Raw genomic sequence first — 22,632 nt, forward strand, 5'->3', positions numbered from 1 at the left:
AGGAGAAGGCAATGGCGCTGCGGCCCATCGTCGTCACCGGTCTGGGGATCATCTGCGCCGCCGGGCGCGACCCGGCCGAGTTCTGGCAGCGGCTCCTCGCCGGCCAGGGCGGTCTCGCCCCGGTCGAGGACGAGGCTTACGCGGTGTTCGAGGCCAGGTACGCCGGCCAGGTCCCGGACGCGTGGATCACCAGTCAGCTCACCGGCTCCGACGCCGACCTGGACCGCACCGCCCAGCTGGCGCTCATCGCCGCCAGGCAGGCGGTCGAGCAGGCGGGTCTGAGCGGGTTCGACCCGGACCGGTTCGGGATCATCCTCGGCAAGTGCCAGGCCACCCCCGACGCGGCCGGGCTCTACCAGCCCATGCACCGCACCCAGGACGTGGTCGCCGAGCGCCTCGGCCTGGGCGGCCCCCGCATCCTCGTCTCCACGGCGTGCGCGGCCGGCGGCAACGCCGTCGGCCTCGCCAAGGACAAGATCCTCACCGGCGAGGCCGACGTCGTGCTCGCGGGCGGTGTCGACCCGCTGCTCTTCGGCACGTACGCGGGCTTCGCCGGCCTCCAGGCCCTCAGCACAGGACCCTGCCGCCCCTACAGCCACTCCGACGGCCTCAACCTGGGCGAGGGCGCCGCCTTCCTCCTGCTGGAGCCGCTCGACCTGGCCCTGGCCAGGGGCGCGACGCCGCTGGCCGAGGTCGCCGGCTACGGGCTGTCGGCCGACGCCTACCACGCGACCGCCCCCGATCCCACCGGCCGTGGCGGCGCCAGCGCCGTCCGGCGGGCCCTGGCCGACGCCGGCCTCACCACCGCCGACGTGGGTTACGTCAGCGGCCACGGCACCGGCACCCCCGCCAACGACGCCATGGAGGCCAAGGTCATGCGGGTCGTGTTCGGCGAGCGTGCCGGACAGGTCCCGACCAGCAGCATCAAGTCGTTCGTCGGCCACACGCTCGGCGCCGCCGGCGCGGTCGAGGCTGTGGCGAGCGTGCTGGCGCTGCGCCACGGCGTCGCGCCGCCCACGATCGGCTTCGACGACGACGCCGAGCCGCGCGACCTGGACTTCGTGCCCAACGCGGCCAGGCCGATGCCCATCGACACCGTCGTCTCCAACAACTACGCCTTCGGCGGCAACAACGTCTCGCTGGTGCTGACCACCCCCCAGCCGCCACGCGAGTACGAGGAGTTCCCGCACCGTGAGGCCGTCATCACCGGCCTCGGCCCCGTCATCGGCGCCGCCACCGGCATCGCCGAGCTCAGCGCCGCCATCCTGGCCGGTCGCGAGGCCACGGGCGAGGCGCCGACGCTCGAAGGCCGCACGTTCGCGCCCCGCTCGCTGTGGCGGCACATGAACCAGCTCTCCCGCATGGCCATCGCCGCCTCCCGGCTGGCCTGGGAGGACTCAGGACTCAAACTGCCCAGGAAGGAGCTCGACGACGTCGGCCTGGTCTTCGCGACCGGCGCCGGATCGGCGGAGAGCACCGGCGGCTTCGACGAGAGCATCGCGCTCAACCCCAACAAGCCGGCCGTTCTGAGCTTCTCCAACGTGGTGCTCAACGCCACCGGAGGCGCGGTCTGCCAGACGCTCGGGCTGCGCGGGCCGACCACCACGATCTGCAACGGCGCCGCCTCCGCCTCGATCGCCCTGGACTGCGCGGTCGAGATGATCAGGGCGGGCAAGGCGGAGGTCGTGCTGGTGGTCGCCGCGGACGAAGCGGTCCACGGTACGGCCCGGCCGCCCGGCGAGCCGGTGAAGGGGTCGGGTGCGGTGGCCTTCGTGGTCGAGTCCGCCGACCACTGCGCCGGGCGGGACGGCACGCCGTACGCCAGGATCCTCGGCACCAGCCACCTGCCCGGCGAGCTCGCCCGCGGCCTCGACCGGCTGCGGGACGCGCGACCCGAGCTCGTCCTGGGCGCCGGCGGGACCGACGAGGCGGCGGCGGTGCGCGCGGCGTTGCCCGACGCGGTCCTGACCACGAGCACCCGGCTGGCGGGCGACTGCCAGGCGGCCTCGGGCGCGCTGAACCTCGCGCTCGGCGCCCTGGCGGTGCGCGACGGGATCGCGCCCGCGAGCACGCCTTCCACCGCACCAGCGAGCACGCCTTCCACCGCACCAGCGAGCACGCCTTCCACGGCGCCCGCGGACGACGGGAAAAACGGGTTCGTGACCGAGCCGGAGCTCGGTGCGCCGCCCGCGCAGGCGCTGGTGTTGTCGGAGTCGCCGGGATCGGTACGCGGCGCGGTGCTCCTGGGGGCGATATGACCGCCCCCGTGGAGATCATGACCGGCCTGCCGTTCGACGTGGCCGAGACCGACCGCCTGCTGACCACCACCCGGTCGGTACGCCGCCGCCTGGACCTCGACCGGCCGGTGCCGAGAGAGGTGGTGGAGGAGGCGCTGGAGATCGCCATCCAGGCCCCCAGCGCCAACAACCACCAGAACTGGCGGTGGATGGTGGTCACCGACGACGGCGTCAAGGACCGCATCGCCGAGCTGACCTCGTTGTCGTGGCAGTTCCACCGCATGGACATGTGGACCAACGCCGGCCGGCGGCGTACCGACCGGCAGGCGCGCAAGAACTACGAATCGGCTCAGGCGCTGGCCGAGGCGATCGCCCGGGTACCGGTCCTGGTCATCCCCTGCGTGCTGGGGCGGCCGCCGGACATCTCGGCCATCGACGAGGCGTGGCGCAGGCGGATGGCGACCAAGGAGGACGACGACCCCGGCCACCGCTCCACCCACGGCTCCATGCGGGCCAGCATCTTCTACGGGTCGATCTTCCCCGCCATCTGGTCCTTCCAGCTCGCGCTGCGCAGCAGAGGGCTCGGCAGCACGATCACCTGCCTGCACGTGGCCCACGAAGGGCCGGTCGGCGAGCTGCTCGGCATCCCGTCCGGCGTCACGCAGGTGTGCATGATCCCGGTCGCCTACACGGTGGGCACCGACTTCCGCCCGGCCGATCGCGTCAGCGCCAAGGAACGCACGTTTTGGGAGAGGTGGGAGTCATGACCGACGTCGTCATCGTCGGCGGTGGCATCGCGGGAGCGTCGGCGGCGTGCAAGCTGGCCGCCGGAGGGCTCTCCGTCGTGCTGCTGGAGAAGCAGGAGAGCTACAACGACCTGGTCCGCGGCGAGTGGCTGGCCCCGTGGGGCATCAGGGAGGCCCAGCGCCTGGGCGTCTACGACTGCTTCGGGGCGGGCGGCGCCTGGGAGATCCGCGAGTGGATGACCTGGGACGAGGCGGTCGACCCGCATGAGGTCGAGGCCGTGGACATGACCCGGTTCATCCCGGGGATCGGCGGGCCGTACTCGTTCCCGCACCACCAGGTCTGTGAGCTCATGGCGGCCCAGGCCGCCGACAGCGGCGCCACGCTGATCATGGACGCGGGCAAGATCGAGGTGACCGCCGGCCCCCGCCCGTCGGTCACCTACCTGAACTCCGAGGGCCGCCGCGAGGAGATCCGGCCCAGGATCGTGCTCGGCGCCACCGGCCGCGGCTGCACCGTCGGCCGCCAGGTCGGCATCACCATGAGCAACCACATGCACCACTGGGGCGGCGGGGTGATGGTCGAGGGCCTCGACGACTGGCCCGCCGACGTCCAGGCGATGGGCACCGAGGGCGACGTCATGTTCATGGTCTTCCCCCAGGGGTACGGCCGCGCCCGCCTCTACCTCAACTTCGGCACCAAGGACAGCCGCAAGTACCGGGGCCCCGGCGCCATGGACCGCTTCCTCAAGGCCTTCGAGCTGGAGTGCCTGCCCGACCGTGGCCGTGCCGTCGTGGAGTCGCGTCAGGCGGGCCCGCTGTCGGTGTGGCCGTCGGTCTCCAGCGTGCCGGAGGGCCCGCCGCTGACCGAGGGCGTCGTGCTGATCGGCGACGAGGCGGGCAACGCCGACACCGTGCTCGGCACCGGCCTGTCATGCGCCATGCGGGACTCCAGGACCGTGTGCGAGATCCTCCTGGACTCCGACGACTGGTCGCCGCCGGTCTTCGAGCCGTACGTGAAGGAGCGCGAGTTCCGGCTGTCGCGCCTGGACTTCGGCGCCCAGATCATCAGCCGGCTGCACGTGGAGTTCGGCCCGGCCGCCGTCGAGCGGCGGCGCAGGGTCCGCAAGCTGATGGCGAAGAACTTCGCCGCGCAGGTGACCGGGTTGCTCAACATGGTCGCCCCCGAGGAAGTGCCCGAGTTCGGTTTCAGCGAGTTCTTCGCCGAGCGGTTGTTCAGGGAGTCGGCATGACCGAGAAGAAGATCATCCACGTCAACGACGTGGACATCGCCTACGTGGACGAGGGGGAGGGCGACACCGTCATCCTGCTGCACGGCTTCCCCGACTCCTCCTACCTGTGGCGGCACCAGATCCCCGCGCTCGTCGAGGGCGGCTTCCGGGTGATCGCGCCGGACCTGCGGGGCTTCGGGGACTCCAGCAAGCCGCAGGAGATCGAGGCCTACACGATGCAGACGATCGTCAACGACATCGTCGCCATGACCATCCAGCTCGGCATCAAGCGGCCGCACGTGGTCGGCCACGACTGGGGCGCGGCGATCGCCTGGATGTACGCGTTCCTCATGCCGCGCCGCATCGACCACCTGGCGGTGCTGTCGGTCGGGCACCCGGGCGTCTTCTCCTACCCGACGCTGGAGCAGCGCGCGGCCTCCTGGTACATGCTCTTCTACCAGTCACCGGCCGCCGAGGAGCTGCTCAAGCGCAACGGCTGGCGGCTGTGGAAAGAGATCATGGGCCGCGAGGGCGACTACGACCGGCACCTGCGCGACATGGCCAGGCCGGGCGCGCTGACCGCGGGCCTGAACTGGTACCGCGCCAACCGCTCGCCCGAGGCCGAACTGCGTCACCAGCGGCCCTTCCCGCCCATCTACGCCCCGACGCTCGGCATCTGGTCCACCGAGGACAAGGCGCTGCTGGAGGAGGGCATGGCCAACTCCGGCAAGTTCGTCAAGGGCCCCTGGCGCTACGAGCGCGTCGAGGACGCCGGCCACTACATCCCGCTCGACGCCCCAGAAACGGTCAGCAAACTCCTGCTGGGCTTCCTCGGCACGGAGCAGCCCGCAGAGCCGGAGCGGCGGCCCCGGCGCCGCCTCTAAGGAGCAGATCATGGTCGGCTACCTCTTCCCCGGGCAGGGCACGGTCCGCGTCGGCATGGGCGCGTGGCTACGGCGCAACCCCGTGGCCAGGAGAGTGCTCGACGAGTTCGACGAGCGGCTGTCCCGGCCGATCTCGCCCATCTGCACGCGCGGGCCGCTGGACCGGCTGGTCTCCACCGAGCACGCCCAGATCGCCGTCACCGCCTGCAACCTGGCCACGCACGCCGTACTGGAGGAAGAGGGATTCCGGCCGCACGTGGTCGCCGGGCACAGCGTCGGCGAGCTGAGCGCGCTCTACGCCGCGGGCGTCCTGGACCTGGCCGAGACCGCCCGGCTCGTGGAGCTGCGGGCCCGGCTGATGTCGCGGGTGAACGTCATCGGCGGCATGCACGCGGTGATGGGACTCGAGGTCGAGCAGGTCGAGGAGATGGTCGGGTGGGCGGCCGGTCCGGACGAGCCGCTCGTCGTCGGGCTGGAGAACGCGCCCGGCCACGTGGTGGTCTCCGGAGCCATGGGCGCGCTCGACCGCCTGGCCAAGCTGGCCACCTCGGCCAGCAAGATCGTGGAGCTGTCGGTGGGCAACGCCTTCCACTCGCCGCTCATGGACCCGGCCGTGCCCGAGTGGAGCGCCGCGGTCGAGGTGGCCGCGATGCGCCCGCCGTTCGTGCCGGTGGTGCCCAACGTCACCGCCGAACCCACCACCGACCTGGACGTCATCAGGCGGGCGCTGGTCGGCCAGCTCACCGGGCGGGTCCTGTGGACGCGCACCGTGGCCGTGGTCGACGCGCTCGGCCCGAGCGTCGAGGTCGGCGACAGCAAGGTGCTTGCCGGGCTCTCGCGCCGCTCCGGCGCCCGCTGCCTCAGCATGGCCGAGCCCAGCACGCTGCGCCGGCTGGCCAGGGAGGTGGCGGCGTGAACCGGTGGGGCAGCGCGCTCGTGCGATTCGGCGACTTCACCAGACCGCAGGAGCTGGTCGGGGCGATGGCTCTGGAAGCCGTCTACACTCCGGCAGAACGGGTCAGGTCGGGAGCCGGCCGGACGCTGCAGCACTGGGCCGGGCGGCTCGCCGGCAAGTACGCGGTCCTGCGGCTGCTGGACCTGCCGCCGACCGCGGAACTCCTGGGCTCGGTCGAGGTGCTGCCCCGGCCCACGCCCGTGTGCGAGCAGTCTGCGGCCTGCCTGGACGGGCATCCGCCGGCCGTACAGCTGAGCGGGGAGTTGACCGCGCGGGCGAGGTCGGGGGAGCGGATCCGCATCTCGCTCAGCCACACCGACGGCCACGCGCTGGCGGTCGCGGTCGCGGCCGCGCGGCTTCCGGAGGACAACTGAGATGGACGCCAGGAAGATCGCCGAGGAGCACCTGGACGCGTGGCGGCGCGAGGACGCCGCCATGGTGGCCGGTTGCGTCACCCGCTACGAGGACCCCGATTCCGGCGGGCCGCTGAGCGGCGAGGAACTGGCCGCGCACGCCGCCGCTCTGATGGAGAGCTTCAAGGGCCTGCGCTTCGAGGTCGGGACGGTGACCGGCGACGAGGACGGCGTGACCGTCTCCTGGACGCTCACCGCCGACCACCGCGCCGCCTACCTGGGCATGCCGGCGACCGGCGGCGCCGCCCGCGTGTCCGGCACCGACCTGGTGACGGCCGACGGGCGGGTGCGGCGGATCTTCGACCGGCTGGCGCTGGCCGAGGCGCTCGGCTACTCGGCCAGGTTCGTGCCGGAGGCCGATGACGTGCGCGAGTTCGGGGTGAGCGCGCGGGCGGCGAGCGGGCGTACCGACCGGCCCGGCGCCTTCTCCCTGACCTGGCTGGAGATCCGCGACGCCGCGGAGGCGGCCGACGTGGACCTGCTCAGCGTGGAGATCGTCAAGTCGCTGCGCGCCTCGCGCGGGTTCCTCGGCGTGACCACCGTCGACGTCGGCAACCGCAAGTACACCCTGAGCGCCTTCGACCGGCCGGAATCGGTACGCGCCGTGCACGCCAGGCCGCACCAGCGGGCCATGCGCCGCTTCTTCAAGAGCGGGCTGTGCACCCGCGTCCACACGAGCATCTGGGTTCCCGCCAAGTCGCGGGAGTACGCACGCTGCCCGAGCTGCGAGTCGGTCGTACCGGTCGGCACCGGTACGGCCTGCGGCTGCGGATGGATCCCCGACGACGCCTCCCTGCTGTGAACCACACCTGTGAACGGAGCCCCGATGACCGACTTCACGACCGAGCACCGGCTGGACGGCGGGTCCAGGCCGGCCGTCGTCTTCATGTCCGCCTTGTTCGCCGGTGGCTGGATCTGGGAGCACCCCTACCGCCGCCTGGAAGAGCAGGGCTGGCCGGTGCTGCGTACCCACGAGGCCATCTGCGCGCTGGACCGCCGGGTGGCGGGCTCGATCGAACGGCTCGGCGACTCCTTCCTGGCGGCCTGTGACGAGGCGGGCGCCGGCGAGGTGATCGTCTGCGCCAACTCGCTCGGCGGGCTGGTCGCCATCGACCTGGCCGGACGCCACCCCGAGCGGGTACGCGGCATCGTGGTCAGCGGCGCCCCCGGCCTGACCCCCGACCCGGACGTCGGCCTCAGCTTCGACCGGCGCGGCAGCGTGCAGCCCTTCGGCCAGGAGTTCGGCGACCGTATGCTGGCCGCGCTCTTCCACGACCGCTCGCGCGCCTTCTCCGACGAGCGCAAGGACGAGGTCGGCGAGATGCTGCGCCGGCCCGAGTCGATGGTCAGCATGGCCCGCAGCCTCAAGGCCACCCGCACCTACCAGGTCAAGCCCGCCCTCGACCGGGTGGCCTGCCCGTCGATCTACATCTGGGGCCGCCACGACCGCATGACGCCGGTCGACCCGTGGCTGGACGTGCTGGCCGGCTACCCCGTCGAGATCGTGGTCGTCGAGGACAGCGGCCACATCCCGATGATCGAGCGCGGCGACGAGTACACCGCGGCGCTGGAAGGCTTCGCCGGGCGCTGCGCTGGAGCGCTGGCATGACCGTGTCGCCCACCCGCCTTCCGCGCTCCGCTCCTCGGTCGCCGGCACGCACTCCGGAGGCAGGCTCATGAACCTGCCCGCCGTCCTCCTGGGGGTCGACATCGTCGCCGCCGACCGGCTCGCGACCGCCGCCCGGCGCGGTGGCGAGACGTTCGACCGCGTCATGGGCGGCGGCGGGCCGACCTTCTCGGTCAAGGAGAGCTTCATCAAGGCCGTGGGCGGGCGTCCGCCCGGTTTCAGCTGGCACGACTTCCAGGAGACCGGCGAGCGGCCGTCCGGCTGGGCCGGCCGCCTGCTCGACGACGCCGCCGCGGAACTGATCGCCTCCACCGGTCTCGACCTGCCCGGACGCGCGGTCTTCACCGTCAGCGGCGCCAGCGAGAAGGCCGCCCTCGTACGGCTCCCGCCGCACGCCGGCCGCGTCACCGGCGCCGCCCGCTGGGGCCACGGCTCCGGCCTGTTCGTCTCCCTCGCGATCGTTTACGTCCGTCGGAAGGGAACCCACTGATGCACGTGGTCAAGCCGGGCGAGTCCATCCAGCGCGCGCTCGACGAGTCGGGCCCCGGCGCCGAGATCCTCCTTGAGGAAGGCGTCTACGCGGAGACCGTCTGGATCAGGCACGACGACGTCACGCTGCGCGGCGCCGGCATGGGCAGGACGGTCCTGGTCCCGGGCGGCGACGTGCTGCCCGACATCCCCAAACTGCACGACGCCGACGCGAGCGTGCTGAGCGGCATCAGCGCCAACGGCGTCGCCCGCGTGAAGATCTCCGGCCTGACCGTGCGCGGCTTCACCGGCGCGGGCGTCTACGCCCACACGGTCGCCGGCGTCGCGGTGCGCGAGGTGGAGGCCGCCGACAACGCCGTGTGGGGCGTCTACCTGCGCGAGTCGAGCGGGTGCGAGGTCGTGGCGTGCCGCGCCTACGGCACCCAGTACGGCGGCATCGCGCTGAGCTTCTGCCCGGACGCCGGCGGCGAGGTCACCGGCAATGAGGTCGTCCGCAACGCGTTCGGCATCTTCGTCGACAACTCCTCGCGCACGCGGGTGCTGCGCAACTCCTGCCACGAGAACGCGATCGGCATCATGCTCCTCAACCAGATCTACGAGGGCGAGCCCGAGGGTGGCGTCCGCGACTGCCTGGTGGCGGGCAACGAGTCGTTCGGCAACAACCTGGCGGCCGGCATCCAGCCCGACGGGCTCGGCGCGGCCGGGCCGCCGATCTCCGGAGTGGGCCTGGCACTGATCGGCACCCACCGGGTGAGCGTGGTGGACAACCGCATCCACGGCAACCACCCGAGCGGGGAGTCGGTCATGGGCGCCGCCCTCACCGTCGGCTCCTCCAAGGACTGGGGCGGTGACGACGCCCTGGACAACCACATCCTGTGGAACCGCGTCACCGGCAACAGCCCGCTCGACTACCAGCTCGGCTGCGATCTCGACCGGCAGACCATCTGGGGCAACCGCGCCGACAAGGGCGAGCCCGTGGACGCTAAGGGGTGGAACCCGTGAGCGCGACCCTGTCCTGCCACGGCCTGAGCAAGCGCTACGGCGACGTCGTCGCCGTACGGGACGTCGGCTTCTCCATCGCGCCCGGTCAGGCGTACGGCCTGCTCGGCCCGAACGGCGCGGGCAAGACCACGACCATCTCCATGCTGGTCGGCCTGCTGCGCCCCGACTCCGGCAACGTCACGGTCGGCGGCGTCGACCTCGGCGCCGACCCGCTGCGGGCCAAGGCCAAGATCGGCTACGTACCGCAGGAGATCGCCCTCTACCCCGAGCTGACCGGCCGGGAGAACCTGCGCTTCTTCGGCCGCCTGTTCGGCCTGCCGCGCAAACAGCTGGCCGGCCGCGTGAACGAGGTGCTGGAACTGGTCGGCCTCACCGACCGCGCCGACGGCAAGCTCGACACCTACTCCGGCGGGATGAAGCGGCGCATCAACATCGGCGCCGCCCTCCTGCACCGCCCCGAGATCCTCATACTCGACGAGCCCACCGTCGGCGTCGACCCACAGAGCCGCAAGGCCATCCTGGACGGCGTCGAGCACCTGGTCGCCGAGGGCATGGCACTGCTCTACACCTCTCACTACATGGAGGAGGTCGAGCGGGTCTGCGACCGCGTGGCCATCATCGACCACGGCCAGATCGTCGCCGAAGGCACCCGGCGGGAGCTCGTGGCCATGGTCGGCAGCGCCGACAAGATCGAGCTGGTGCTCGACGGCGACGTGGACGCCGCGTTCGCGAAGCTCCGTACCGTCGAGGGCGTGCTGGAGGCGGTCAGGACCGGCGAGGGCTCGGTGCGCCTGCTGGCCGAGGGCGGCAGGTACCTGCTTCCGGCGCTCATCACCGCCGTGGAGGGCTACGCCACCGTCACCGCCACCGAGGTCATCGAACCCGACCTGGAGGCGACCTTCCTCCACCTGACCGGCAGCACGCTCAGGGACTGAGGATGATGCGACCCCTGCTGACAGTGAGCGCCCTGGAGTTGCGTACGCGGCTGCGGGACGGCACCGCGCTGATCATCGCGGTCATCGTGCCGGTGGCGCTGGCCACGTTGTTCGGGCTGGCGCTCGGCGGCGACGACCCGCCGCTGCGCGCGACCGTCGGCGTCGTGGACCTCGACCGCGGCCGGCTGCCCGCCGACGTGCGGCGCGAGATCGCCGCGGCGGAGCAGTTCAAGGGCGTGCTCACGCTGCGCGACCTGCCGAGCGAGCAGGCGGCGCGGCGGGCCGTGGACGACGGCGGCGTCGGCGCGGCGATCGTGTTCGGCCGCGACTTCAGCCGCACGGTCGGCGCGGGCGGCTCAGGACAGGTCTCCGTGCTCACAACCCCCGAGTCGCCGCTGGCCGGAGTGGTGGCCAGGTCGCTGGTGGAGCGGATCGCGGTGATGGTGGAGTCCAGGGCACTGACGGAGCGGTTCGCCGCGGGCCCGGCGGAACCGCTGAGCGTGGTGAGCGACCCCCTCGCCGGGGGCAAGGTGGACCTCTCCGTCTACTACGGCTCCGGCATGGCGGCGCTGTTCGCCTTCTTCGTGGTGGGCGCCTCCTTCCGCAGCCTGCTCACCGAACGCAAGCTGGGCACGCTCAACCGGATGCGCGCCGGGCCGCTGGCCCCCTGGGTGCCGGTCGCCGGCAAGGCGATCGTGGGCTTCGCGCTCGCGCTCTTCGGCGTCTGCGTGACCTGGGCCTCCTCGACACTGATCTTCGGCACCACGTGGGGCGACCCGGTGGCCGTCTTCGCGGTGCTGTGCGCGCACGTGCTGGCCGCCGCCGCGATCACCATGCTGGTCGCCAGCCGGGTCAAGACCGACGCGCAGGCCGACGGCGTGATCATGGCGGTCTCGTTCGTGGCCGCGTTCTTCGGCGGCAGCCTGGTGCCGATCCCCAACCTGCCCGACGCCCTGCAGGCCGTGGCCCTGTTCACGCCCAACGGCTGGACCTCGCACGCGCTGGTCGGCCTGGCCGGCTCCGGCGACGGACTGTCCAGCGTGGCGCTGCCGATCGGCGTCCTGTGCGCGATCGCACTGACCGCGGGCGGCCTGGCCGCCATGGGACTCAAGAAGGGACTGCTGGGATGAAGCCCCGTCCGGTGCTGGCGCTTGTGCTGGCCAATCTGCGCCGTCACACCCGTGACAGGACCGGCCTGTTCTTCATGGCGGTCATGCCGTTCGTCTCGATCATCTTCGTCGGCATGGCGCTGGGCGGTGGCACCGTGGGAGAGCGGCTGCCCGTCGGCGTCGTCGCGCCCGGCGGGGACCCCGTCACCGCCGCGGTGCTGGCCGAGCTCCGCCGCCACCCCGACCTGGAGATCACGCCCGTGGCCGCCAAGTCCGAGCTGGAGCCGGGCGTGCGCGAGGGCTCGCTGGCCGCCGGTCTGGTGATCACCCCCGGTTCGTCCCGCCTCGACCTCGTCGCGACCGAGAACAACGGCAGCGGCGTGGCCGCGCGTGCCGCCATCGAGGTCGCCGTCGGCCGTGTCTCGGGTGTCCTCGCCGCCTCGGCCGCCGCCGAGCGCACGGGCTCCACCCCCCAGGAAGCCGCCCTCCTGGTACGGCAGGCGCAGTCGCAGACCGGCCGCGTCACCGTCGTCGACACCGAGTCGCCCGGCGGCGAACCCCGCGGCTTCGCCTACACCGCCCCCGCCAACCTGCTCCTGTTCACGTTCATCAACTCCATGGCCGTGGCCGCCGCCATGGTCGAGAGCCGCCGCCTCGGCATGCTCCAGCGGGCGCTGACCGCCCCGGTGAAGCGCGGAGCCGTACTCATCGGCGAGGCGTTGAGCCGCTTCGCGGTCGCGATCGCGCAGGCCGTGCTCATCGTGGTGGTCAGCTCGCTGGCCTTCGGCGTGCGGTGGGGCGACCCGCTGGGCGTGGCCGCGGTGGTGGGCGTGTTCGCGCTGGTGGCGACGGCGGCGGCGATCCTGGTCGGCACGCTGCTGAACAACCCCGACCAGGCCCCGGCCATCGGCCCGTCGCTCGGCGTCGTGCTCGGCATGCTGGGCGGCTGCCTGTGGCCGCGCGAGGCGGCGGGCGAGACGCTCAACACGATCGGCCACTTCTTCCCCCACGCGTGGGGCATGGACGCGCTGCTCGCGCTGTCACGGCCGGGCACCGGCCTGCTCGCGGTGCTCCCGGAGCTGGCGGTGCTGGCCGCGATGGCCGCGCTGCTGCTGGGCGCCGCGCTCATCCTCTTCAGCCGGCGGACGAGAGCGGGGACCTGATCGCCATGCGCATCCTCGTCACCGGCGCGGCCGGCTTCATCGGATCCGCGTACGTCAGGCACCTGCTCGGCCGTCCGGCCGGGCGGGTCACCGTGCTGGACAAGCTCACCTACGCCGGTGACCAGGCCAACGTGCCGGCCGGCCCGAGGGTGCGCTTCGTCAAGGGCGACGTGTGCGACACCGGGCTGCTGGCCGAGCTGGTCCCGGGCCACGACATGGTGGTGAACTTCGCCGCCGAGACCCACGTGGACCGCTCGATCGCGGGCGCGGCGGAGTTCGTCCGGACCAACGTGGCGGGCACCGAGGCGTTGCTGCGGGCCGCACTGGACGCCAGAGTAAGCCGATTTATCCAGATATCTACGGACGAGGTCTACGGCTCGATCGACACCGGCTCCTGGGACGAGACCTGCCCCCTGAAGCCCAACTCGCCCTACGCCGCCGCCAAGGCCGCCGCCGACCTCATGGCCCTGGCCTACCACCGCACCCACGGCCTGGACGTGCGCATCACCCGCTGCGGCAACAACTACGGCCCACGCCAGTATCCCGAGAAGCTCATCCCGCTCTTCGTCACCAACCTCCTGGCCGGCAAGAAGGTTCCCCTGTACGGCGACGGCCGCAACGTACGCGACTGGGTCCACGTGGACGACCACTGCAGAGGCATCCTCCTCGTCGCCGAGAACGGCGCGCCCGGCGAGGTCTACAACATCGGCGGCGGCACCGAGCTGACCAACCGCGAGCTCACCCACCTGCTCCTGCGGGCCTGCGGCGCGGGCCCCGACATGATCGACCACGTCGCCGACCGGCCCGGCCACGACCGGCGCTATTCGCTCGACGACTCCAAGATCCGCGGTCTGGGCTACCGGCCCGAGGTGCCCTTCGCCGAAGGGCTGGCCGCGACCGTCCAGTGGTACCGAGCGAAAGGCGGACCACGATGAAGGGGATTCTCCTCGCCGGCGGGCGCGGCACGAGGCTGCTGCCGACCACGCTGGCCGTCTCCAAACAACTCCTCCCGGTCAACGACAAGCCGCTCGTCTACTTCCCGCTGTCGGTGCTCATGCTGGCCGGCATCCGGGAGATCCTGGTCATCTCCACTCCGGAGGACCTGCCACAGATCCGCCGGCTGCTGGGCGACGGCTCCCAGTTCGGCCTGCGCCTCGACTACACCGAACAGCCCGAGCCCAACGGCATCGCCGAGGCGTTCGTGCTCGGCGCCGAGCACATCGGCGACGACAGCGTGGCCCTGATCCTGGGCGACAACGTCTTCCACGGCTACGACTTCCAGGGCGTGCTGCGCCAGGAGTGCAAAGACGTGGACGGCTGCGTGCTGTTCGGCTACCCGGTCAGCGACCCCCAGCGGTACGGCATCGCCGAAACCGCCCCCGACGGCCGCCTGCTCTCCCTGGAGGAGAAGCCGGCCGTACCCAAGTCCAATCGCGCGGTCGTGGGCCTGTACCTCTACGACAACGACGTGGTCGACATCGCCAAGAACCTCGCCCCGTCCGCGCGCGGCGAGCTGGAGATCACCGACGTCAACCGCGACTACCTGCGGAGGGGCAAGGCCACGCTGGTCGACCTCGGCCGCGGCTTCGCCTGGCTGGACGCCGGGACACCCGAGTCCCTGCTCCAGGCCGGGCAGTACGTGCAGCTTCTGGAACAGCGCCAGGGAGTCCGGATCGCCTGTCTGGAGGAGATCGCCCTGCGCATGGGATACATCGACGCCGAGGCCTGCCACCGGCTCGGCGTCGCACTGGAGAAGTCCGCGTACGGCCAGTACGTGATCTCGGTGGCCGAGCAGTTCGCAGAACAGGGGAGGTAGATCATGACGACGAGTGCGTTCTTCACGGGACGGGCGCCGGTCGAGGGGGACCACGTGTCGGCGGTATACCGATATGCGGCGCGGAAGGGGGCGATCGAGGCCGTCGAGGTGGCCGCGGCCGACCTGGGCATCGGCATCCATGAGATGCGGGAGGCGGTGGACCAGCTCGTCGGCAGCCGCCTGCTGCGGCCCGGCGACGGGCGGGGCCAGCGGTTCCTGCCCGTCGACCCCGAGGTGGCCGCCGCCTCTCTCGTGTCCTACGTGGAGCGGGAGATCTACCAGCGGCGGGAGCTGATCGACCAGATCAGGGAGCGGATCGACGTCTTCCGCCAGGACTACGCCGGCGACGGTGCCACGCCCGGTGGCTCGATCGACTACCTGGTCGGCAGCATGGAGGTGCGCGGCTTCCTGAAGATGGCCGGTGACGCCTGCCGCGACGAGGTCCTGGTGCTGCAGTCCAGCGGGATCGACGGGGACGAGCTCGCCCAGACGTACCTGACGCTGCTCGGGCGCGGCATCTCCGTCCGGATCATCTGCCAGCACCGCAACCGCGCCGACCTCGCCACCCGGATGAAGATGAAGCGGCTGACCGAGGCGGGGGCCACGGTCTACACCGTCAGCCACATCCCGCGTTCGGCGATCGTCTTCGACCGTTCGCTCGTCGTGCTCTTCGGCGTGGCCGACGGCGAGGCGAACGTGGCGCGGGTGCACAACCAGGGGGTGGCCCAGTTCTTCCTGGACCTGTTCAACCACCTCTGGGAGACGGCCACGCCGCTGGAGGGCATCGAGGCCGGGTACGCCGACGTCGCCGACGACCTGCAGCAGTCCATCGCCGCCCTGATGGCCAAGGGGTACACCGATGAGGTGGTGGCCCGCAAGCTCGGCATGTCCGTGCGCAGTTGCCGCCGGCACATCGCCACGCTCATGCGGGACCTGGACGCCACCAGCCGCTTCCAGGCCGGCGTCCAAGCCGCCCGCAAGTTCCTCCCCAACGGCCACTGACTCACCTCCTTCCCGGGCCCGACGACCACACCGGCCGTCGGGCCCTTCCCGTTCCGGCACCCCCCGGGCCGTTCCTTCCGGGTCGTAACCCCAAGCCCGCACTCCTGCGCGTGCCGCTCCTTCGGGGGTGCCGCCCTTTCGGGTGGCCCCTGGCCGGGTTGGTCGTGGCTGGGTTGGTCGTGGCGGGGTCAGCGGTAGTGGGCGGAGGCGCCGGTGACGACCTCGGCGAGGCCTCTGGCGCGTTCGCACACGAGCTCCAGCCCCGTCACCAGATCCTCCTCCGACAACTGAGGGCTCAGGCAGATGCGGACCGAGCTGTTGGCGTCGTCGGCCGTGACGCCGATCGCGGTGAGGACGTAGGACGGCTCCTGGGAGTCGGAGTTGCACGCCGACCCGGTCGACAGAGCCACCCGGTGCAACCCGGACACCAGGCTCTCCCCGCGGACTCCCGGCAGCACCACGTTCAGGACGTGGGGCACCGAGATGTTGGGGTCGCCGTTGAAGCGGAACCCCGGCACCCTGTCGGACAGCACCTTCAGCGCCATCTCGCGAAGGCGCGTGATGGCCGACCAGTTGTCGTTCAGGCGCCGCTGGGCCAGCCGGCAGGCCGCGCCCAGGCCGACGACCAAATGGGTGGGGATCGTGCCGCTGCGCAGTTCGTGCTGGCCGCCGCCGTACATGACGGGGCGTAGCCCGCGGCGCACCTCCCGGCGCGCGTACAGCGCGCCGACGCCCTTGGGGCCGTGCACCTTGTGGGCGGACAGCGACAGGGTGTCGATGCCCTCGGCGTGCACGTCGATCGGGATACGGCCGGCCGCCTGCGCGCCGTCCACGTGCAGCAGCGCGCCGGCCTCGTGGCAGAGCGCGGCCATCTGGGCGATCGGCTGGATGGTGCCGATCTCGCTGTTGACCCAGGCCGCGGTGGCCACCCGGGTGTGGGCGTCGAGCTTGGCGCGCAGGTCGGCCAGGTCGGCCTGGCCGTCCTCGCGCACCGCCATCGTCCTGGTCTCCACGCCGCGGGCGGCCAGGGCGCCGCCGATCGACAGCGACGACTTGTGGTCGGTCGTGCAGAAGATCGCGTTGACCGGCGCCCGGTCCTCGTGCTCGAACAGGCCGAGCAGGGCGATGTTGTTGCTCTCCGTCGCGCCCGAGGTGAAGACGATCGTGCTCGGGTCGGCGCCGAGCAGTTCGCCCACCGACGCGGCGGCCAGGTCGACCGCGCGGCGGGCGCGCTTGCCCAGGACGTGGGGCGAGGACGGGTTGCCGAAGTCCTCGCGCAGGTAGGGCAGCATCGCGTCGAGGACTTCCTCGTCCACGCGCGTGGTGGCGCAGTTGTCCAGGTAGATGATGTTCACGGAATCAGCTCCTGATGGTGCACACCGTGACGAGTCCACCGAAGATCTCGTCGGCCGACATCTCCCCGCTGCCGCCCGGGTCGGTGATGATGACGGTCATGCCGGGCAGGCCGTACAGGCTGAGGGCGATGTCGACGCCGGTCTCGACGGGGTTCAGGCACTCGCCGGGCGCGTAGACGAGCAGCGTCCGGTAGCCGGCGTTGTAGACCTCGGCCACCATCTCGGTCATCTCGCCGGCGCAGCCGGTGATGCCGCAGCTCATCAGCGTGCGGTAGTTGCCGTTGTCGTCGAGGAAGGAGACCTCGGGCTTGCTCTCGCCGGACTCCAGGTAGCGCTTCTCCAGGCGGCCCTGCTTGACGAGCTTGGCGGCGGTCTTCTGGAAGCGGTACTTCAGCCAGGTCTCGGGGAAGGCCAGCGGGTGCTTCCTGCTGGGCAGCATGCTGTCGGGGGACAGGCCCACGCTGCGCAGCTCCTTCTCGTAGGAGGAGGGGAGCTGGTTGAAGCCCTCGTAGTACTCGGCGCGCAGCTCGCTCGCCGGCCTGCCGTTCTGGGGGACGTACTGCCAGTCGTTGATGAGCAGCAGCAGGCGGGCCTCAGGGTGGTCGCGCAGCAGATCCACCGACAACCGCCAGGTGTAGCCGGGGAAGATGCCCACGCGGCCGGCGATGCGGCGCTTCATCACCTCGGAGTCCTGCTCCTCGATGATGCCCGAGACCAGGTTGCCCTCCTCGTTCTCGAAAAGCATGAAGTGGCCACCCATGATGACCAGGTCGGAGCCGGTGCCGGTGCCGGCCAGCTCGCGGTTGACGACGTCGCGGAGCTCCTGCTCGGACGCCACCAGCTCGTGGTGCTTGGAAACGCTCATGATGTGACCACTCCGAGTCTGTTCCGATCTTGCGTGGGATGGGGGACGAGCCGTCGGGCCAGCGCCCGGAGCGGCGTGGGACCGGCGAGCTGGCGGACGTCGAGTCCGGTCCAGCCCTGGGCGCCCAGTTCTGCCAGCACGCGCGGGATCCGCAGGGCGCGGCCGCCGGCGAGCGTGTAGCTGCGCGTGAGGTCCGTCTTCCGCAGGCCGTTCACCTGCCGGACGATCTCCGCGAGATCCTGCTCGGCCGCCGGGTCGGCGTCCGAGGCTCCGAGGTACGGCCGCGCGCCCCCACACCCGGCGGCGGCCTTCCCCTCCTCGGCCGCTTCGCCGCCCGGAGGTGTGAAGCCGGCGAGCCGGGCCGCTTCCGAGAGCCGGAGGCCGTCGTCGCGGGCGGCCAGCAGCACGGCCTCGAAGCCGCGCAGGAACCGCTCCACCGCGTCGCCGTCCATGACCGCGGAGGTCGCGTGCAGGGAGACCGCCACCGCGTCCTTCCACTCGTCCACCCGCACGTAGGTGTCGGTGCCGGTGTGCGCCCACGACTCGGGCACCGGGTTCGAGGTGAACGCGGTCCGCCGGCCCTTGTACTCGCGGGAGGCCTGCTTGATGAAGTTGAACTCCGAGGCCAGCCGTACCGGATGGGCGCGGCGCGAGCCCTCGCGCGACAGCAGCTCGACCACCTCGTCATAGGGCAGATACGCGTGCTCGCGGGCGAGCGTGAACGCGGCCGAGACGCGCGCCAGGAGTTCGCCGAACGTGGGGTCGCCCGAGCAGTCCACCCGCACGAGCGTCGGCGAGAACATGCACGTGAGCACGTCACCGAAGGGGTGGGAGTCGCGGTTGCCGACGAACGACAGGTGCCCGACGGTGTCGCTGCCGGTGTAGGCGGCCATGGTCGCGGTGTAGGCGGTCAGGTGGATGAGGGACGGCCAGGCCTGGTGCGTGGCGGCCAGTTCGCGGGAGGCGGACAGGAGCGCGGGGGAGATGAGCGTCGCGTGGCGGGCCGGCGGGCCCTCCGGGCGGGTGCGCCGGGTGGCGAACAGGTCGTAGGGGAGCTGGGCGATCTCGTTCTCCCAGTGGGCGACCGCGCGGGCGGCGGTCACGGCCGCCTCCGCCGACGCCTCGTAGCGCGCCAGGTCGGCCGGCTGGTGCCGGACCGGCTGGATCGCGGCCGGGCGGCGGGTGGCGAAGCCGGCGCGCTGCATCCGCAGCTCGCGCTTGAGCTCGCCGATCGTCCAGACGTCGACGGCCAGGTGGTTGAGCACCATGACCATCTGCCTGGGCACGCCGCCGGTGGTGATCACGCAGGCGCGGATCGGCCACTCGGACTCCAGGTCGAAGGGGCGGCTCGACAGGTCCTCGACCACCTCGGCGGGCGTCGGGGTGCCGTCCCGCTCGGTGCTCACCTCGATCGCCCTGACCGGTCCAGGGGGGTTGACCTTCTGATAGGGGTCGCCGTCGCCGTCGAGGTGGAAGGTCGTGCGCAGCGCCTCGTGCCGGCGGGCCAGGTACGTGAGAGTGGCCCGGCAGTTGGCCAGCGTGATGCCCTCGTGCACGCCCAGCCTGAGCACGACGTGCGTCTCGTGGCGGTGAGCAGGGGGTAGCTGGTGGAATCGCAGCCACATGTAGCGCTGACCCCAGCACAGCTTCGCAGTCTTCACGCTTTCAGAATTGGGTTTCCCTGGGGTTACCACAATGGGTGCGCGGTGGCCGCTAGGGGATAGCGAGAAGCTGCCACTAGCGGTTCCCCTTATGAATAGGGGACGGTTAGTGGTAGGCAGATTTATTGCGAGGTGGCATATGTTGGAAATACCTGCTGACTTTCAGCGTCTCCTGCGTCCGCACCTGCCGTACGCCGATTCGGGGGCGTTCTCGGCCCGTGACGAGCTGGCGGGGCTCGGGCTCGACTCGATGGGCGTGGTTCAGTTGCTCGTCGACATCGAGAACGGCTACGCGGTCGCGCTGCCGGACGACATCCTGGACGAGGAGACGTTCGCCACGGTCGGCTCGCTATGGGAGGCGCTGGCCGTACATATCGGCTAGGGCGCGCCGGTCGACCTTCCCGTTGCCGTTCAGCGGCAGCTCGTCGAGTACGGTCACCGAGCGCGGCACCATGTAGCGCGGCAGGACCTGCGCGACGCCCCTGAGCAGGGTGGCGGTGTCGACGCCCGTGCCCGTGCAGGCGGCCTCCAGGACCAGTTCGCCGTCGGCGCCGGGCAGGGCCAGCACGACGGCCTCGCTCACGCCCGGCTGCCGGCGCAGCGCCGCCTCGATCTCGCCGAGCTCCACGCGATGCCCCGCGATCTTGACCTGCTGGTCCAGCCGCCCGTGGTGCACCAGCAGCCCGTCCTCCCAGGCCACCCGGTCGCCCGTGCGGTACCACTCGCCGGCGAAGCGGCCTTCGTCGTCGGCCGGGTCGAGGTAGCCGGGGAAGCGCTGTACGCCCTTCAGGCACAGCTCGCCGTCCATGACGGTGTGCTCCACGTGCGGGTACGGCACGCCGATCGGCACCGTCCCGTTGGCCGGCTCCGGCCAGTCGGCCCGCTCGGCGGGCAGGCGGTACTGGGTGCAGCTGATGGTCAGCTCGGTCGGCCCGTACAGGTTCTCCAGGACGCTGAACGGCGCGGCCGCCCGCCAGGCGTCGGCCTGCTGCAGCGTCAGCGGCTCCCCGCAGAACAGGCTCCAGCGCAGCGACGGCATCGCGCCGGTCCCCAGCCGGCGCAGCCGCGCCGCCACCGAGACCACCGACGGTACCGAGAACCAGTGCGTCAGCTCATGCCTGGTCACGAACGCCACCGGCTTGAGCAGGTCGTACTTGAGCGGCACGACCAGCGTCGCCCCGCTGCCCCACGTGGCGAACATGTCGAAGACCGACAGGTCGAAGGTCAGGTCGAAGGTCTGCGACACGCGGCAGCCCGGCCCCAGCTCGTAGCGCGGGATCACGTACGACAGGTAGGCGTCCACGCTGCCGTGGCGCAGCGGCACGCCCTTGGGCACGCCGGTGGAGCCCGAGGTGAACAGGATGTAGGCGAGGCCGTCCGGATCCTGGGCGCCCACCGGCGCGGGCCGTCCGGCGGGCGCGGGCGTGGCGAGCACGAGGCCGGCGGCGCGCGCGATGGTCTCGTTGCGTGCCCGCGGCGCGGCCGGGTTCAGCGGCACGACCGTGCGCCCGAGCCGCTGGATCGCCAGGTATCCGGCGTAGGCGAGCACCGTGCGGTCGGCGCGCAGCCCGATCCGGGGGGCGTCGCCGCTGATGCCGGCGGCGATCCGCCCGGCCAGCTCGTCGAGCTCGGCGTAGGTGAGCCGGTCGCCGGCCACCTCCAGCGCCACGGCGTCACCGTGGCGGGCGACGCTGTCGGCGAACCACTGGTACAGGGTCCGTGCCACGGCATATCTCCCGGAAGTGGCTTAGCGCGGCGGGCCGTCGGCCTCGCGCGGGAACAGGGACGGGTCGAGCTCCTTGCCGCTCCACAGCTCCTTGAGCCCGGTCTCCGGCTCGCTCGCGGCCAGCTGGACCCCGTGGCCCACGCCGCGCAGGATGTCGAGCATGCCGTCGGCGGGGACGACGTCCGGGTCGGCGAGCATCAGCAGCGAGGTCCTGCCGCGCTGCACCTGCACCCGGACGCGGAACGGCTGGCCGTACTGCTGGGCCAGCGGTGTCCACACCAGCTCGGCGGGGCTGTCGTCGGCCGGGTCGGCGACCTTGTCGTCGATCTGCAGGTAGTTGAACCAGCAGCGCAGCAGGTGGTTGAACCAGCAGCCGTGCTCGGGCCTGCCGTACTCGGCGGCCACCTCGGCCATGCGGTCGATGTCGTAGCTGCCGTGCCGGTAGGCCTTGGTGGCGGCCCAGTGCAGCCCGCGTACGTGCTCGGCGAGGGTGGCGCCCTGGTCGACGGGCAGGACGACCGGGACGAGCTGGTTGAGCGTGCCGACGGCGCGCTGGTTGCCGGCGGAGAACCGGTTGGAGGCCATCAGGCTCATCGTGACCCGGTCCGCGCCGGTCTGCCGGGCGACACCCGCCGCGACCAGCGCCATGACGACGGCGGGCGCGGTGACGCCGAGGCGCTTGGCGGCCGCGTGGGCCAGCCCGCCGATGCGGCGCGAGTGGAGCGTCGCCTCCAGGCGGTTGCGGTAGGCCCGCGAGGGCAGCGTGGGCAGCTCGTCCATGAGCCCGTCCTCCAGCACGCCGCGCCAGTGGCGCTCGGCGCCCGTCCGGCGGGCCGCCCACTCCTGGCCGCGCTGGCTCAGCGCCAGCGTGCTCGGGATGGGGCCCAGCTCGGCGGTGGCGCCCGGGTCGCCGACCAGCGCGCGGAACTGTGTCCGCAGGTGCTGCACCGACCAGGCGTCGAGGATCAGGTGCGAGATCGACAGCGCGAGGAACTTCGGCTCGCCCTTCACGCTGACCAGCAGGCCACGCCAGTTGAGGTTCCCCTCCATGGGGAAGGGCCGCCCGATCAGCTCGGCCGCGGTGCGCTCCGCCTCCTGCTGGTCGCCGCCGTCGCGCTCGGCGAGCTCGATCGGCAGCGCCACCGTCTCGTGCACTCTCTGGTACGGCACGCCGTCCCGCACGTGGTAGGTGGTGCGCAGCGCCTCGTGCCGATCGACCAGGGCGCGCAGCGCGCCCGTCACCCGGTCGAGTGTCAGTCCGCGCAGGTCCCACATCGCCGGCAGGTTCGCCTCGTGGATCCAGTCGTGCGGGTGCCGCTCGATATCGCGCCAGCTGAACAACTGGCCGAAACTGAGTGCAGCTTCTACGGGCATGTTGCCATTCATTGCCCAGCCGTGCCCACACCGTCAACCGTAGC

At 71.8% G+C, this 22,632-nt stretch carries 22 protein-coding genes; 17 read left to right on the forward strand and 5 right to left on the reverse strand.

What is annotated here, in order from left to right; all coding sequences use genetic code 11:
• Positions 1-11 precede the first annotated feature (11 nt).
• The 16 genes from ACIBKY_RS45415 (at position 12) to ACIBKY_RS45490 (ending at position 15,607) form a co-directional block, all read left to right on the forward strand.
• Entirely contained in the window at positions 12-2,258 is a 2,247-nt protein-coding gene (locus ACIBKY_RS45415) for a beta-ketoacyl synthase N-terminal-like domain-containing protein (RefSeq protein ID WP_397107205.1), read from the forward strand.
• A complete protein-coding gene (locus ACIBKY_RS45420) occupies positions 2,255-3,004 on the forward strand; it encodes a nitroreductase family protein (RefSeq protein WP_397107207.1) in 750 nt (249 codons plus the stop codon). The genes ACIBKY_RS45415 and ACIBKY_RS45420 overlap by 4 nt, the downstream gene beginning before the upstream one ends.
• Entirely contained in the window at positions 3,001-4,233 is a 1,233-nt protein-coding gene (locus ACIBKY_RS45425) for an NAD(P)/FAD-dependent oxidoreductase (RefSeq protein WP_397107209.1), read from the forward strand. The genes ACIBKY_RS45420 and ACIBKY_RS45425 overlap by 4 nt, the downstream gene beginning before the upstream one ends.
• Positions 4,230-5,096: an alpha/beta fold hydrolase gene (locus ACIBKY_RS45430; protein WP_397107211.1), complete on the forward strand. Its 867-nt coding sequence runs from the start codon at positions 4,230-4,232 to the stop codon at positions 5,094-5,096. Before ACIBKY_RS45425 ends, ACIBKY_RS45430 begins: the two co-directional genes overlap by 4 nt.
• Before the next feature lie 10 nt (positions 5,097-5,106).
• A complete protein-coding gene (locus tag ACIBKY_RS45435) occupies positions 5,107-6,012 on the forward strand; it encodes an ACP S-malonyltransferase (RefSeq protein WP_397107213.1) in 906 nt (301 codons plus the stop codon).
• Positions 6,009-6,425 carry a phosphopantetheinyl transferase gene (locus ACIBKY_RS45440; protein ID WP_397107215.1) on the forward strand — a complete coding sequence of 139 codons (417 nt, stop codon included), beginning with the start codon at positions 6,009-6,011 and terminating at the stop codon, positions 6,423-6,425. Before ACIBKY_RS45435 ends, ACIBKY_RS45440 begins: the two co-directional genes overlap by 4 nt.
• A 1-nt stretch (position 6,426) precedes the next feature.
• Positions 6,427-7,266, forward strand: coding sequence for a nuclear transport factor 2 family protein (locus ACIBKY_RS45445; protein WP_397107217.1), 840 nt, complete (start codon positions 6,427-6,429; stop codon positions 7,264-7,266).
• Positions 7,267-7,290: 24 nt separating this feature from the next.
• A complete protein-coding gene (locus ACIBKY_RS45450; RefSeq protein WP_397107219.1) occupies positions 7,291-8,073 on the forward strand; it encodes an alpha/beta fold hydrolase in 783 nt (260 codons plus the stop codon).
• 67 nt (positions 8,074-8,140) lie between these two features.
• Positions 8,141-8,581: a hypothetical protein gene (locus ACIBKY_RS45455; RefSeq protein WP_397107221.1), complete on the forward strand. Its 441-nt coding sequence runs from the start codon at positions 8,141-8,143 to the stop codon at positions 8,579-8,581.
• Positions 8,581-9,582 carry a nitrous oxide reductase family maturation protein NosD gene (locus ACIBKY_RS45460; RefSeq protein WP_397107222.1) on the forward strand — a complete coding sequence of 334 codons (1,002 nt, stop codon included), beginning with the start codon at positions 8,581-8,583 and terminating at the stop codon, positions 9,580-9,582. The genes ACIBKY_RS45455 and ACIBKY_RS45460 overlap by 1 nt, the downstream gene beginning before the upstream one ends.
• The gene (locus ACIBKY_RS45465) at positions 9,579-10,517 is read left to right on the forward strand and encodes an ABC transporter ATP-binding protein (RefSeq protein ID WP_397107224.1); all 939 of its coding nucleotides are present in this window, start codon (positions 9,579-9,581) and stop codon (positions 10,515-10,517) included. Before ACIBKY_RS45460 ends, ACIBKY_RS45465 begins: the two co-directional genes overlap by 4 nt.
• Before the next feature lie 2 nt (positions 10,518-10,519).
• Entirely contained in the window at positions 10,520-11,647 is a 1,128-nt protein-coding gene (locus ACIBKY_RS45470; protein ID WP_397107226.1) for an ABC transporter permease, read from the forward strand.
• Positions 11,644-12,789 carry an ABC transporter permease gene (locus ACIBKY_RS45475; protein ID WP_397107228.1) on the forward strand — a complete coding sequence of 382 codons (1,146 nt, stop codon included), beginning with the start codon at positions 11,644-11,646 and terminating at the stop codon, positions 12,787-12,789. Before ACIBKY_RS45470 ends, ACIBKY_RS45475 begins: the two co-directional genes overlap by 4 nt.
• A gap of 5 nt (positions 12,790-12,794) precedes the next feature.
• Positions 12,795-13,724, forward strand: coding sequence for a dTDP-glucose 4,6-dehydratase (gene rfbB, locus ACIBKY_RS45480; RefSeq protein WP_397107230.1), 930 nt, complete (start codon positions 12,795-12,797; stop codon positions 13,722-13,724).
• Positions 13,721-14,605 carry a glucose-1-phosphate thymidylyltransferase RfbA gene (gene rfbA, locus ACIBKY_RS45485; RefSeq protein ID WP_379611837.1) on the forward strand — a complete coding sequence of 295 codons (885 nt, stop codon included), beginning with the start codon at positions 13,721-13,723 and terminating at the stop codon, positions 14,603-14,605. Before rfbB ends, rfbA begins: the two co-directional genes overlap by 4 nt.
• 3 nt (positions 14,606-14,608) lie before the next feature.
• Positions 14,609-15,607 (forward strand): hypothetical protein, encoded by a 999-nt coding sequence (locus ACIBKY_RS45490; RefSeq protein WP_379611835.1) that lies wholly within the window; start codon positions 14,609-14,611, stop codon positions 15,605-15,607.
• A gap of 188 nt (positions 15,608-15,795) precedes the next feature.
• Here ACIBKY_RS45490 and ACIBKY_RS45495 read toward each other — a convergent pair whose 3' ends face one another.
• The 3 genes from ACIBKY_RS45495 to ACIBKY_RS45505 are packed head-to-tail and all read right to left on the reverse strand — an operon-like array spanning position 15,796 to position 19,488.
• Positions 15,796-16,962 carry a cysteine desulfurase family protein gene (locus ACIBKY_RS45495; protein ID WP_397107232.1) on the reverse strand — a complete coding sequence of 389 codons (1,167 nt, stop codon included), beginning with the start codon at positions 16,960-16,962 and terminating at the stop codon, positions 15,796-15,798.
• 4 nt (positions 16,963-16,966) lie between these two features.
• Positions 16,967-17,827 (reverse strand): LPD16 domain-containing protein, encoded by an 861-nt coding sequence (locus ACIBKY_RS45500; RefSeq protein WP_397107234.1) that lies wholly within the window; start codon positions 17,825-17,827, stop codon positions 16,967-16,969.
• Positions 17,824-19,488 carry a condensation domain-containing protein gene (locus ACIBKY_RS45505; protein WP_397107236.1) on the reverse strand — a complete coding sequence of 555 codons (1,665 nt, stop codon included), beginning with the start codon at positions 19,486-19,488 and terminating at the stop codon, positions 17,824-17,826. The genes ACIBKY_RS45500 and ACIBKY_RS45505 overlap by 4 nt, the downstream gene beginning before the upstream one ends.
• A 139-nt stretch (positions 19,489-19,627) precedes the next feature.
• Here ACIBKY_RS45505 and ACIBKY_RS45510 point away from each other — a divergent pair, with 139 nt between their 5' ends.
• Positions 19,628-19,870, forward strand: coding sequence for a phosphopantetheine-binding protein (locus ACIBKY_RS45510; protein ID WP_184971190.1), 243 nt, complete (start codon positions 19,628-19,630; stop codon positions 19,868-19,870).
• Here the strand turns inward: ACIBKY_RS45510 and ACIBKY_RS45515 are convergent.
• Both ACIBKY_RS45515 and ACIBKY_RS45520 read right to left on the reverse strand, forming a co-directional pair.
• The gene (locus tag ACIBKY_RS45515; RefSeq protein ID WP_397107238.1) at positions 19,838-21,214 is read right to left on the reverse strand and encodes an AMP-binding protein; all 1,377 of its coding nucleotides are present in this window, start codon (positions 21,212-21,214) and stop codon (positions 19,838-19,840) included. The genes ACIBKY_RS45510 and ACIBKY_RS45515 overlap by 33 nt on opposite strands.
• A gap of 21 nt (positions 21,215-21,235) precedes the next feature.
• Positions 21,236-22,588, reverse strand: a complete 1,353-nt coding sequence (locus tag ACIBKY_RS45520) for a condensation domain-containing protein (protein ID WP_397107240.1) — start codon at positions 22,586-22,588, stop codon at positions 21,236-21,238.
• Positions 22,589-22,632: the final 44 nt, after the last annotated feature.

It is taken from the genome of Nonomuraea sp. NPDC050394 (assembly GCF_044459065.1).
Taxonomy (GTDB): Bacteria; Actinomycetota; Actinomycetes; order Streptosporangiales; family Streptosporangiaceae; genus Nonomuraea.